Origin of the sequence: Devosia epidermidihirudinis (assembly GCF_000971295.1) — a bacterium.
Taxonomy (GTDB): Bacteria; Pseudomonadota; Alphaproteobacteria; order Rhizobiales; family Devosiaceae; genus Devosia; species Devosia epidermidihirudinis.
On record NZ_LANJ01000012.1, the window covers coordinates 110,527 to 123,977 of the forward strand.

Genomic DNA, 13,451 nt, shown 5'->3' on the forward strand with positions numbered 1-13,451 from the left:
GCCCCGCCTGAGAGTGCCTCCCAAAACACGGGATCGCAATCACCAAGCCATAGGCATTGGAATGCAATTGCTGCGGGCTGTAGCTGGACGACGAATGAACTCGGACGACTTCGACGCGTGGGCAATTGCCCGCCTGTATCTAGCGTCCCTCAGGCAGCGGCACATCCGTGCTGGTGCGGCACTCGATCAGCCACACATCGTAGACGGCGTGATCGACGGCATTGAGCGCAGGGCTATCGGCGAACATCCAGCCGGTGAAGATGCGCTTGGAGGTGCCGGTCAGGCTGCGCTGATCGACCTCAAGAAACGCGGACACGCGCTGTGTCTCGGTGGATGGACGACTATAGCAGGCGCGCGGCGTGATCTCGAGCGCACCGAACAGCACCGTCTCGTCGATATAGACATCAAAGCGGGTGATGCGGCCGGTGATCTTGTCGAGGCCGGCAAAGGTCGCTACCGGATTGGCAATCGGCTGGGCCGCAACGGGCAAGGCAAAGCCAGAAAATGCCAGCGCCGCAACGGGCACCAGCGTTCTCACGAGCTTTGAAATCAGGTTATCCGTGTGGCGCAAGTCGCCAGCGCCTATTCGGGCGACCAGGCGTCGTAGTCGCCGGTCACGCGTGGACGCTCGCCCTTGCTGAGCAAGCTGCCATCTGGGCGATACGCTGCGCCCGAGCCGGTGAGGTTTTTGACGTGTGGCTTCTGCCAGCCGCGAGCGACATAGTTGGATTGGGTGGGCACAATGTCGGTGCGGTGGTGCATCCAGCCGTGCCAGCCGTCGCCAATGGTCGAGGCATCAGCGTAACCGTTATAGGTCACGTAGCGCCGATCGGCCTTTTTGTCCTGATAGTACTTGTTGCCGAATTCGTCGCTGCCGACGTAGTCGCCGAAGCGCCAAATCCAAAGGCGCGTACCCCAAGTCTGGCCGCTCCACCAGGAGAAGATTTCAGTGAGGAACTGCTTGGTACCGGATTTGGCCAATTGTCGATTCCGCCGTCGATAGCTGCGATTGCGCCCGATGTATCATGACGCGCCGCAAGCGCCTAGAAAGAAGTGACCAAAAGCGCGCGCCGATCAGCTCACTTCTGGCAATGCCGAACCGACTCGTTTGCTCTGATCCGCACAGGGTAACGTCCCGCCGCTACCCAATATGGCGCTTCCTCCGATCTTATCCATACACACCTCGTTGTGCCGGGCGTGGCACAACCAGATGGTGCGCTGGCCTCTGAGCACCACAAGCGCTTGTGTCGAAGCCTTGTGAACGCGATTGGGCCGAAATTTCTGCGCTTGACACCATTTGGCTCCATCGATTCTGCCTTCGACGGGCGTGGTTAAGGCCCCCATAACGGGCTGTGTCGGCACTCGAAGATCGTGGAGTTACCTTGTCTTAGCGCCACTTTCTGAGACGGTTTTTGGCGCTATCCGCGGACCTTACATTTCACTTCAAACAGGCCTAGGAGCCGCCCGTTTGCCTTGTAGTTTGTCCCCACAATTCACATATTATGCCTACTAGCGCTTGTCGCCGCGGCGACCAAGGCCACTAGACCTTGTATTTTGCTCCGTTGACGCGCGCTCTGAATCGGAAGAATGTTTTCGACGGTCCGATATGGAATTTCGTATCGTACAAGTCCGAAGTGAGAGCGCGGCATTAGACCGACGCCACACTGCGGCACAGGCAAGTTTTGGGGCTCGTTCACCGGGCCTCGTTGGTAAAGCGTCAGCAACAGATGTGGGTTTGAAGCCGAGGTTACGGCTTGCGGATGCACGTGTCCGTTACATTGGGGATTACGACAACAATGCGTATCGAACGCCGGTTTACGACAGCAGATCAGGATCGCTACAGCGCAATTGAATTCCGCTCGGCCACGAGCGAGATCCGCAATCCCGATGGCTCGGTCGTGTTCAAGCTCGAAGACATCGCGATCCCTTCGACCTGGAGCCAGGTTGCAGCGGACATCATTGCGCAGAAGTATTTCCGCAAGGCCGGCGTGGCAAAGGCCCTCAAGAAGGTCGAGGAAAACTCCGTGCCGTCCTGGCTATGGCGCTCCGTCCCCGACGAAGCTGCGCTCGCCAAGCTGCCGGAGGCCGAACGCTATGGTTCGGAAATGGACAGCCGTCAGGTGTTCGACCGCTTGGCCGGCACCTGGACCTATTGGGGCTGGAAGGGCGGCTACTTCGATAGCGAAGCCGACGCCCTCGCCTTCCGCGACGAACTCGCATTCATGCTGGCCACCCAGCGCGTTGCCCCCAACAGCCCACAATGGTTCAACACGGGCCTGCACTGGGCCTATGGCATCGACGGTCCCGGCCAGGGCCACTTCTATGTGGACCCCTTCACCCACAAGCTCGTGCAGTCCAAGAGCTCGTACGAGCATCCCCAGCCGCACGCCTGCTTCATCCAGTCGGTCAATGATGACCTGGTCAACGAAAACGGCATTATGGACCTCTGGGTCCGTGAAGCGCGCCTGTTCAAGTATGGCTCGGGCACCGGTACCAATTTCTCGGCTCTGCGCGGCGGTGGCGAAAAGCTGTCCGGCGGCGGCAAGTCGAGCGGCCTGATGAGCTTCCTCAAGATCGGCGACCGCGCTGCGGGCGCCATCAAGTCGGGCGGCACCACACGTCGCGCCGCCAAGATGGTCGTGATCGACATCGATCACCCCGATATCGAGGAATATATCAACTGGAAGGTCAAGGAAGAGCAGAAGGTTGCTGCCCTTGTGACCGGCTCCAAGGTTGTCTCAAAGCACCTCAAGGCCATCATGAAGGCCGCCGTGAACTGTGAAGGCACCGGCGACGATTGCTTTGACGTGGCCAAGAACCCTGCCCTCAAGCGCGAAGTCCGCGCTGCCAAGAAGGCACTGGTTCCCGAGAACTACATCTATCGCGTCATCCAGTTCGCCAGGCAGGGCTACACCGAGCTCGATTTCCCGGTTTACGACACCGACTGGGATAGCGAAGCCTATCTGACCGTTTCCGGCCAGAACTCGAACAATTCCGTCCGCGTCACCGACGACTTCCTCCGCGCAGTCGAAACCGATGGCGACTGGAACCTGACGGCTCGCGCCACCGGCAAGGTCACCAAGACCCTCAAGGCGCGTGACCTCTGGGAACAGGTTGGTTACGCGGCATGGGCTTCGGCTGATCCCGGCATTCAGTATCACACCACCATCAACGAGTGGCACACCTCGCCCGAAGCCGGTCCGATCAATGCATCGAACCCTTGCTCGGAGTACATGTTCCTCGACGACACCGCCTGCAATCTGGCGTCGGTGAACCTGCTGCCGTATCGCAACACCGACGGCACCTTCAACACCGCCGCCTATGAACACACCGTGCGCCTCTGGACCATCGTGCTCGAAGTGTCGGTGATGATGGCGCAGTTCCCGTCCAAGGCCATCGCCGAGCGTTCATACGAGTACCGCACGCTGGGTATCGGCTACGCCAATATCGGTGGCTTCCTGATGACCTCGGGCATTCCTTATGACTCCGTGGAAGGCCGCGCCATTGCTGGTGCCGTCACCGCGATCATGACCGGCGTCAGTTATGCGACCTCGGCCGAAATGGCTAGGGAACTCGGCCCATTCAAGGATTACAAGCGCAACGCCAAGCACATGCTGCGCGTCATCCGCAATCACCGCAACGCTGCCCACGGCAATGCTGGTGGCTATGAAGGCCTGTCCATCACGCCTGTGCCATTGGACCACGCAAATCTGTCTGACGCGGCGCTCAGCGAACGCGCCAAGCTGGCTTGGGACAATGCGCTCGCGCTGGGCGAACAGCATGGCTATCGCAATGCCCAGGTCTCCGTGATTGCCCCGACCGGCACGATCGGACTGGTGATGGATTGCGACACGACAGGCATTGAACCTGACTTTGCCCTAGTCAAATTCAAAAAACTCGCCGGTGGCGGTTACTTCAAGATCATCAACCGTGCTGTGCCACCTGCCCTGCGAACCCTTGGTTATTCCGAGTCCCAGATTGCCGAGATGGAGGCCTATGCGGTCGGCCACGGCAACCTGAACCAGGCGCCGGGCGTCAATCCATCGACCCTGCGCGCCAAGGGCTTCACCGACGACAAGATCGAAGCCCTCAACAAGGGCATGGCTTCGGCTTTCGACATCAAGTTCGTGTTCAACCAGTGGACGCTGGGCCTCGACTTCCTCAAGGGCCTCGGCGTGACCGAAGAGCAGATGAACGATTTCAGCTTCGAGCTGCTGCCGTTCCTCGGCTTCTCGCGCAAGGACGTGGAAGCTGCCAATATCCACGTTTGTGGCGCGATGACCCTTGAAGGCGCTCCGCACCTCAAGGCAGAGCACCTGCCCGTGTTCGATTGCGCTGCACCATGCGGCAAGATCGGCAAGCGCTCGCTTTCGATCGAAAGCCACATCCTGATGATGGCAGCGGCTCAGCCGTTCATCTCGGGCGCGATCTCCAAGACGATCAACATGCCAAACGACGCGACCGTTGAGGACGCCAAGGAAAGCTACATGATGAGCTGGCGCCTGGCCCTCAAGGCCAACGCGCTCTATCGCGATGGCAGTAAGCTCAGCCAGCCGCTGAACTCCTCGGTTCTGGCCGCTGCCGACGACGAGGACGACGAAGACGCCCTGGAAGATCTGGTCTCGATGAACGCCGCAGCCCGCGTGCCGGTCATTGCCGAAAAGATCGTCGAGCGGATCGTTGAAACCGTCCGTCGCGACCGCGAAAAGATGCCAGACCGCCGCAAGGGTTACACTCAGAAGGCCGTCGTTGGTGGCCACAAGGTCTATGTCCACACCGGCGAATATGCCGATGGCCGCCTGGGCGAAATCTTCATCGACATGCACAAGGAAGGCGCCGCCTTCCGCGCGATGATGAACAACTTCGCCATCGCCATCTCGATTGGCCTGCAATATGGCGTGCCACTGGACGAGTTCGTGGAGGCCTTCACCTTCACGCGCTTCGAGCCCGCCGGCATGGTCATGGGCAATGATCGCATCAAGAACGCAACTTCGATCTTGGACTACGTGTTCCGCGAACTCGCCGTCTCCTATCTCGACCGCGACGACCTGGCCCATGTGAACCCGGACAGCCCGACTTCGCTCGGCAAGGGCGTTGCCGAGGAGCAGGCGCCGTCGCACGCTGCGAACAGCCCTGCCCCGGTGCCCGCCGAGCGCTTTGTCTCCCGCGGCATGACCCGTGGCCGCGTCGCCAACAAGTCGCTGATGATCGTCTCGGGCGATCACCAGTTCAATCCCGTGCAGGCGGTCCAGACCTCAACCGTGACCGCGCTGCGCGCTGCCACGGCCCTCAAGGTGGACACGCAACTGTCCCCCTCCGCCTTCGCCGCCGCCGAACTCAACCCCATCCCAAGCCCGCCGCCCAGCAAGGACGCAACCCTTCTGCGCGCCGAAGCCCAGATGAAAGGCTACACCGGCGACCAATGCACCGAGTGCCACAACTTCACCATGGTCCGGAATGGAACCTGCCTGAAGTGCGATACCTGTGGAACGACGACTGGGTGCAGTTGAGGGCGGAAGTCGGCGCACGCCCGCACGATATACGCAAAACACAAAGCTCCGGGAAACCGGGGCTTTTGATTTTGCTAAACCTATAGAGCCCCTTTGAGCGCAAAAAGTGCTGCATACCGCGGATCGGAGTGGCGGCTCAAATGGCGGGGCGACAGCCATCGGGATGACAGAGCGAGAAAACCGCCTTTCGGCCGCTTTCCATTTGTCAGCGGAGCGTGAGAAGATATTTTAGTCCATGAGTGAAGCCACGCGGCGCGACGGTAAGGTGATCCTCGTCGTTCAGAACAACCGAACTTAGCTGCAGACTAGGGTACTCCCGGCTCCGCAACACCGTTTCCAGCGCCGCATTGTCGGCAACCATGTCCACAGTCTGGCTGTAACGCAAATCGCCTTTGCGCTTGGCTTCATACTCACCGACGTAGAGGAGTATCTTTGCCGGCAGGTCGCTATTGCGGCTCGCATAGTCGGCTTCCATCTTGAGTGCATAGCGCTTGTCAAACCAGAGAGATGGGCTACCGAGGATATAGCCGCTGAACAGACCGGGTTCGCTGAAAAGGATCTGCGCACCCAGCAACGCGCCGTAAGAATGCCCCAGAAATAGTGACCGGTCAGGGTCAACCCGATAATGGCTGGCGACAAATGGCTTCACCTGATCGGCCAAATATTTCTGGTAGGCCGCACCTTGACCATGAATGGTGCCAGCTGGCGAACCACTCGGCCCGTTTGGTGTCGGGGTGTAGTCTCGGCGGCGACTGGCTGCACCGTCCTCGCCCTTGCCATAAGACAGACCAACGAGAATAAACTCCTCAATCTGCGGTCCTTCGACGTTAAGGCGGCGACCAATCTGCCGCACTATAGGGAAAGCGTAATCGGCATCTGTGACGTAAAGCACGGGGTAGTGCCTTTGCGGCTGCTCCGCATACGACGGCGGCAGGGCCACAAAAACTTGGTAGCCTCGACCGGACACTGGGTCTGGCACATCCCACACTTCACTGCCGAAGATCTCATAAGCATGCCCTTCTCCCAGCTGCGCTGGCGGAGTCGATTGTGCGTAGGTGTGAAACGTCCCCCCGGAGACACCGAGGCCAGCCATAATGGCAAACAAGACGGTCTTCAGAATATATCGACGCATTGAGTTTTCCGCGCACAGGAATGTTGTAGGTGCGGATCGTTAGCGACGGACGAGCGCTGCATTAAGGCGAATATTTTATCAAATCCACTCGTGCTTAACAAACGATGAGCACTCAGTATTTCGGCCCTATTCTTCGATCGCGAACGACGCAAAGACACCCTTATTTCGTCACAACTAACGCACGGGACTGCTGCGTAAGCCTGAGCCCCACGTCGGCTCAGGATTTTGGTACCTGCATTGCGACACCGTACGTATTGCTGCCTGCATCCCCCGTGACGAAGCCCTTGTGCTGGACTAGTCTCTCCTGACTAACAACCGCCAGGAGCTTCTGCCATGCCGCGCTTCCTTGCCGTTTACACGATGCGTCACGAAGATTTTGAGCGTTTCCGCGCCATGCCCAAGGCTGAGCAGGATGCGGTGGATACCCTCGGCGTCCAGCAATGGGCGGCGTGGGAAGAGCGCCATGCCGGGTCGATCCTCGACAAGGGCGGCATGGTCGGCAAGACCATGCGGGTGAACCGGGATGAGATTGCACCCGCCACCAACACGCTCTGTGGCTATCTTGTCGTCGAGGCCGAGACGATCGGGGATGCTGCCCGGATTTTCGAAACCCATCCCCACATCACCACCTTCCCCGGCGACGGCATTGATATAATGCCCATAGTGACTGACCCCGCGCCTTAGCGTCAGAGATCACCGCGCCGGTGGCCAGCAGGCCTGCCCTATTCCGTCTAGCGGATCGCATCACGATGCGTATTCGTGCATTGCGGTGACCGTTGCGCTTGGCGTCGCGTCTGATGAGCACTAGAGATTGCTATCGACACGAACAGCCTGGGGACGCGAATGGATTGGGAAAAACTGCTGTGCAGTGAGCGGCTTGGCGACAAAAGCTACGAAGCCAAACCGAACCGGTCCATTTTCGTGCAGGATCATGACCGCATCGTCTTTTCCGCGCCGTTTCGGCGGCTGGCCAACAAGACCCAGGTGCAGCCCCTCTACGAGCACGACCACGTCCATCACCGCCTGATCCACTCCGTGGAGGTCAGCAGCGTGGGCCGGTCATTGGCCATGCGGATCGGCAGCTGGCTGGAGCAGGAAAAGCATATCCCCATCGGTGACGCCAATAGCCTCGCCAACATCGTTCAGGCCGCCTGCGTCGCTCATGACATCGGCAACCCGCCCTTTGGGCACTCGGGTGAGGCCGCCATGGGCGACTGGTTCGCCGAAAAGTTCGACAGCCCCAAAGGCGTGATGGCGGAGATCGAGGCCCAGGATCGCACCGAGTTCACGAAATTTGAGGGCAATGCGCAGGGCTTCCGCATCGTCACCCGGCTGGAGATGTATCGGAACGACGGCGGTATGCGCCTCTCCAAGGCGACCTTGGGCACCTTCACGAAATACCCGGTGACCTCCGCCACCCGCGAGAGCGTGATCCCAAGCGGTTCACCCAGCTATGTCGGCCTCAAGAAGTTCGGCATTTTCCGCTCGGAACTGGACCTGTTCAAACAGGCTGCAGACGCGCTTGGCCTGCCCGAGGAAGTGACGCCCGCCGGCAGCTGGTGGCGGCGCCATCCTCTGGTCCACATCGTCGAAGCCGCTGACGATATCTGCTACAATATCGTGGACCTCGAAGACGCTTTCACCACCGGCGAGCTGCCCTTCGACACCGTCAAGAGCCTGCTGCACGAAGCCTCCAACAACTCGAACCGCAATGTGGACGGGCTCAGCCAGGCCGAGCATATCGCTCTGCTGCGCGCCTTGAGCATCGGAGCCGCCATCGACAGCTGCGTCGAAGCCTTCAAGACCAATTACGCAGCGATCATGTCTGGCGCGTTTTCCCAATCGCTGATCGAAGCCGGGCCGATGGCGCCGGTGTTCGAGAAGATGAAAACCCTGTCCAGAGATCAGGTCTTCACCGGCCGCCGGAAGACCGAGCTGGAGGTGTCCGGCCGCCGCGTCATCGGCAATGTCATGTCCGGGCTGCTGCCGGTGATCGATGAACTGGGCAAGGCCAGGTGGGATCAGCAGCTGTTGTCCGACCACAATCGGCAGCTCGTCCGGGCGCTGGATCTGGACCTGAGAAATGTCGGCAATGCCGAACAGGCCCTGCACGCACTGGCCGACTTCACCTCGGGCATGACCGACAGATACGCCGTCCGCATCGCCAAAATGCTGAGCGGCATCTGAGCTTCAGCCAGCCCGCCACCTCATATAAAGAAATCTTTATGTCTTTATTGACAGGCGCGGCGGGCTGATCCATTTTGCTGACGTCCATGGTCCCCGCGAGGGGATAACAGGGAATCCGGTGCGAGCCTTGGCTTTAGTCCGGAACTGCCCCCGCAACTGTAGGCGGAGACGGGCGCTCAATAGTCCACTGGCCGAAAGGCTGGGAAGGCGAGCGCCCGGTTCGATCCGCGAGCCAGGAGACCTACCATGGAAGTGACTTTCACTTCGGGCTGATCGGGCGGATCGGCGAGAGGACCAGACAGATGACGACACCTCGTCTCCATTTCCGAATGCGCAGCTGACTGTCAGCCGCCTGAACTCATCATTTTCAGAACCCTTTTCGCACGCGCCGAACATCGGCTGCGGCGTCTCTTTGCATCGGAAAAGTCATGACTCGCTCCAGTAATTTGGGCTTCCCCCGCGTTGGCCTGCACCGTGAACTCAAGAAGGCCCTCGAAGCCTACTGGAAGGGCACTGCGGATGCCCCTGCCCTGCATCAGGTCGCCCGCGACCTGCGCGCCCGCCATTGGCTGCTCCAGCGCGATGCGGGCATCGAGGTCATCCCGTCCAACGACTTCTCCCTCTATGACCACATCCTCGATACCAGCGTTTTGGTCGGCGCGATCCCGCCGCGCTTTGCTGATATCGCCAATGCCGATCAGCTCTATTTTGCCATGGCGCGCGGCACCGACACGGCCCCCGCCATGGAGATGACCAAGTGGTTTGACACCAACTACCACTTCATCGTTCCAGAGCTGCACAGCGGCCAGACCTTCACGCTGAATGCCGACAAACCGCTGGCCCATTACCGCGAAGCCAAGGCGCTGGGCATCGCCTCGCGTCCGGTTCTGGTTGGTCCCGTCACCTATCTCAGCCTTGCCAAAGCCAAGGACGAGGGGCTGAACACACTCGACCTGCTTGATGCCTTGCTGCCGGTTTACGCCGACCTGCTGGCCCAGCTCGCCGCCGAAGGCGCTGACTGGGTTCAGATCGACGAGCCCGTACTGGTGCTTGATCTGACAGACAAGCAGAAAGCCGCGTTTGCCCGCGCCTATGATGTGCTCGGCAAGGCTGGCCCCAAACTGCTGCTGACGACATATTTCGGCGCCCTGCGCGACAACACAGAGCTGGCCGCTACCCTGCCCGTCGCGGGCCTCCACATCGATCTGGTGCGTGCTCCCGAGCAGCTCGATGCGGTTCTGGCCGCCCTGCCCGCCGACAAAACGTTGTCTCTGGGCGTGGTGGATGGCCGCAATATCTGGCGCAGCGATCTGGACAAAGCCTTCGGCACTATCAGCCGCGTCTGGGACAAGGTTGGGCCCGATCGCCTGGAAATCGCCCCCTCGTGCTCACTGCTGCACACCCCGGTCGACCTTGATGCCGAGACCACGCTCGATGGCGAGCTGAAGTCCTGGCTTGCCTTCGGCAAGCAGAAACTGGCCGAAGTGAACGCGCTGACGATCGCCTTGCAAGTCGGCAAAACCGCAGCCAAAGCAGCGTTCGACGCCAGTGCCGCAGCCGTGGCCGCCCACAAAGCCTCCCCCCGCATCCACAAGCCTGGGGTCAAAGCCCGCGCTGGCGAAACCATTGCACTCGACCGCGTCTCGCCCTTCCCCGCACGCCGCGACCAGCAGCGCGCTCGCTTCAACCTGCCCGCCTACCCAACCACAACCATCGGCTCCTTCCCGCAAACCCAGGAAGTCCGCGAGGCCCGTGCCGCCTTCAAAAAGGGCGCACTCGATCAGGCTGGCTATGACGCGTTTCTTGAAGCTGAAACCCAAAAGGCCGTGCGGATCCAGGAAGAGATCGGCATCGACGTGCTGGTGCATGGCGAGTTCGAACGCAATGACATGGTGGAGTATTTCGGCGAGCAACTTGATGGCTTTGCCTTCACCAAAAACGGCTGGGTCCAGTCCTATGGCTCCCGTTGCGTCAAGCCACCCGTGATCTACGGCGATGTCTCGCGTCCCACGGCCATGACCGTGCGGTGGTCAGCCTATGCGGCCTCCCTTACCGACCGGCCGATGAAGGGCATGTTGACCGGCCCGGTCACGATCCTGCAGTGGAGTTTCGTACGCGTGGACCAGCCGCGCTCGCAGACCTGCCGCCAGATCGGTCTTGCCATCCGCGACGAGGTTCTCGATCTCGAGGCCGCCGGCATTGGCATCATCCAGATCGATGAACCCGCATTGCGCGAAGGCCTGCCGCTGCGCAAGAGCGATTGGGATGCCTATCTGCGCTGGGCCGTGGACTGCTTCCGCCTGTCCGCATCCGGCGTGGCTGACGACACCCAGATCCACACGCATATGTGCTACGCCGAGTTCAACGACATCATGCCCGCCATCGCCGAGATGGATGCGGACGTGATCTCCATCGAGACCTCGCGCTCAGACATGGAACTGCTGGAAGCCTTCCGTGACTTCAAATATCCCAACGAGATTGGACCTGGCGTGTGGGACATCCATTCCCCCCGCGTTCCCAGCCAGTCCGACATGGTGGCCCTGGTGCACAAGGCCGCCGAAGGCATCGCCGCTGACCAACTCTGGGTCAATCCCGACTGCGGCCTGAAAACCCGCGGCTGGCCAGAAGTGCAGGCCTCCCTCACCAACCTCGTTCACGCAGCCCACACCCTGCGTGGGCAATAAAAGAACAAGGGGGAGATCACCGATCTCCCCCTCTGTCTTATTGACCGGCTACCGGTTCGAGCTTGGCAGCGATGAACTTAAAGTTACTCCACCACCACCAAGGGCCTTCGTAGTAGTTGTCGGCCGATGGATAGTTCGTCCAGTACGTCTCGTTCACTGGGACGAACTTAGACGTTCCGAACATTTCGATGGCCGGCAGGCCTTTGACCAGTTCCTTGAGGATCTCCGTGCCCAGTGGGACTATCTGCGGATCGTTGGCTGGAATGGTACGCAAGGTATCTATCAGCGCACTGAGATCATCGTTGACATAGCGCCCCTGATTTGAGGAGGCAGGGGTGCCATTAGGCCGGACGTAATCCTTGTGCCAGGCTTCCATGCGCACAAAGAGATCTGGCGTGATGGCACAAGACGCGCCCCAATAAGAACCCACTTCATAGTCGCCGGTATTTTCAGCGGTGAAGAAGGCGCCAGCCTGCATTTGCTGAACTTGTGCCGGAATACCGAACTGGGTCCATTCGTTGGCAACGGCAAAGGCTAGACGCTGGGATTGAACCTCGAAGTCAGCAGGCGCCAGAATGTTGATGGTGAATGGCGTGCCGTCTGGCTTGAGCCATTGCCCACCATTGTTGGTGAATCCGGCTTCCGTAAGCAGCTTGGTTGCCTCTGCCGGATCGTGCTTCCACCATCCCACACCGAGCAGCTCGCGAAGGGCAGCAGGATCCTCGGGAATGCCCTCGATCCCTTCGGACTTCAAACGCGCGCCAAGATTGATCGCATAGTCGGGGTCGAAAGGCTTGTAACCGTCATCAAGAGCAAACTCGCCGAGCCATTCGGCCATGGGCTGATGATAGGTGTCCATCAGCACCGTAGTTGGTGGAATGGCGAGTGGCGATGCGCGCATCATGCCAGAGAAGGTCGCTATGCTGGCCTGTTCAGCATTGATCGCAAGTGCCAAAGCCCAACGCGTCTTGGCATCATCATAAGGTGCTTTGGACGTGTTGAAGTGAATGCCGCGTTCGCATGGATCGTCGAGGTTGGCGTAGGGGAAGTCATTGAACCAGGCCCGCACCTTCGGGTTCTGGTTACGCAGAATATCCAGGCTTTCAGGTGAAATGTCGGTCAGGATATCGATGTCGTTGGCGGCCATCGCTAGAACGCGTCGCTCTTCGGTGCCATAGCTCCGAAACAGAACATATTTAGCAGCCGGCTCACCCACGATCTGTCCGACATCAGTGTTCTGCCAGTCTTCGCGTTTTTCCCACAGGAACCACGTGCCGTTGGGATCGTGATCCTTATATTTGTAAGCACTGATCGTGACGGGTGGGAAGTTGGTGAACGTCGCTGGGTCTTCCTTTTCCCAAATGTGCTTGGGGACCACGTTAAACGGGTTGCCGTAAATGACGGAGCCCAAGACGATCGACAGGCGCGGCGTTGGTTTTGTGGTCGTGATCTCGATGGTGTTCCCATCAACTTTCGTCATCGACGCGATCTGGGCCATGTACGCCGCGCTATAGGCCAATGCAGGCGTGTTACGCAGCATCTGGTCGGTGAAAATGACGTCGTCCGCAGAGAAGGGCTCGCCATCACTCCATGTCATCCCGGAACGCAGCGCCACTTTGAACTTGGTGTAGTCTTCGTTGAGGGCTTCGGGCATGGCGGCCGCAAGATCGGGGATCTGCATCCCCTTGGCCGTGTCGATATCGTAAAGCAGCGCGCCGGCCATCTGGTGGTAGCCGTGGTTGGTGGTAACGCCCTGCTGGTACATGTTCATGTTGGTCGGATTGCCAACCCGAGCGTTGAGCATGTCAACGATCAGCGTTTCGCTGCGTGGGGTGCCTACATCCGTCATCTGTTGAGCAAAGCTCGGCATGGTCGCCGTGCTCAACATGGTGCCGCCCAGCGTCATCGCCAAGGCAAAAGCCATTATCGTGCTTCGGC

At 59.8% G+C, this 13,451-nt stretch carries 8 protein-coding genes and 1 riboswitch; of the genes, 4 read left to right on the forward strand and 4 right to left on the reverse strand.

The window, feature by feature from the left end; translation table 11 throughout:
• Positions 1-139: 139 nt before the first annotated feature.
• Together WH87_RS07545 and WH87_RS07550 are read right to left on the reverse strand one after the other, a co-directional pair.
• On the reverse strand, positions 140-538 hold the full coding sequence (locus WH87_RS07545; RefSeq protein WP_046140267.1) for a DUF2155 domain-containing protein: 399 nt from the start codon (positions 536-538) through the stop codon (positions 140-142).
• A 44-nt stretch (positions 539-582) separates the two neighbouring features.
• Positions 583-981, reverse strand: a complete 399-nt coding sequence (locus WH87_RS07550) for an NADH:ubiquinone oxidoreductase subunit NDUFA12 (RefSeq protein ID WP_046140268.1) — start codon at positions 979-981, stop codon at positions 583-585.
• Between the two features lie 815 nt (positions 982-1,796).
• Here WH87_RS07550 and WH87_RS07555 point away from each other — a divergent pair.
• A complete protein-coding gene (locus tag WH87_RS07555) occupies positions 1,797-5,510 on the forward strand; it encodes a vitamin B12-dependent ribonucleotide reductase (protein WP_046140269.1) in 3,714 nt (1,237 codons plus the stop codon).
• Between the two features lie 205 nt (positions 5,511-5,715).
• On the opposite strand, the gene WH87_RS07560 is transcribed toward WH87_RS07555, so the two are convergent.
• Positions 5,716-6,642 carry an alpha/beta hydrolase gene (locus WH87_RS07560; RefSeq protein WP_082092551.1) on the reverse strand — a complete coding sequence of 309 codons (927 nt, stop codon included), beginning with the start codon at positions 6,640-6,642 and terminating at the stop codon, positions 5,716-5,718.
• A gap of 333 nt (positions 6,643-6,975) precedes the next feature.
• Between WH87_RS07560 and WH87_RS07565 the strand changes: the two genes are divergently transcribed.
• The 3 genes from WH87_RS07565 to metE all read left to right on the forward strand — a co-directional run bounded on the left by WH87_RS07565 (position 6,976) and on the right by metE (position 11,513).
• Entirely contained in the window at positions 6,976-7,326 is a 351-nt protein-coding gene (locus WH87_RS07565) for a hypothetical protein (RefSeq protein ID WP_046140270.1), read from the forward strand.
• A 159-nt stretch (positions 7,327-7,485) separates the two neighbouring features.
• Complete coding sequence (gene dgt / locus WH87_RS07570) at positions 7,486-8,829, forward strand: dGTP triphosphohydrolase (protein WP_046140271.1); 1,344 nt, start codon at positions 7,486-7,488, stop codon at positions 8,827-8,829.
• Between the two features lie 70 nt (positions 8,830-8,899).
• Positions 8,900-9,092, forward strand: a riboswitch (cobalamin riboswitch).
• A 165-nt stretch (positions 9,093-9,257) separates the two neighbouring features.
• Positions 9,258-11,513 carry a 5-methyltetrahydropteroyltriglutamate--homocysteine S-methyltransferase gene (metE, locus tag WH87_RS07575; RefSeq protein WP_046140272.1) on the forward strand — a complete coding sequence of 752 codons (2,256 nt, stop codon included), beginning with the start codon at positions 9,258-9,260 and terminating at the stop codon, positions 11,511-11,513.
• A 37-nt stretch (positions 11,514-11,550) separates the two neighbouring features.
• Here metE and WH87_RS07580 read toward each other — a convergent pair whose 3' ends face one another.
• On the reverse strand, positions 11,551-13,437 hold the full coding sequence (locus WH87_RS07580; protein WP_046140273.1) for an ABC transporter substrate-binding protein: 1,887 nt from the start codon (positions 13,435-13,437) through the stop codon (positions 11,551-11,553).
• Between the last annotated feature and the right edge of the window lie 14 nt (positions 13,438-13,451).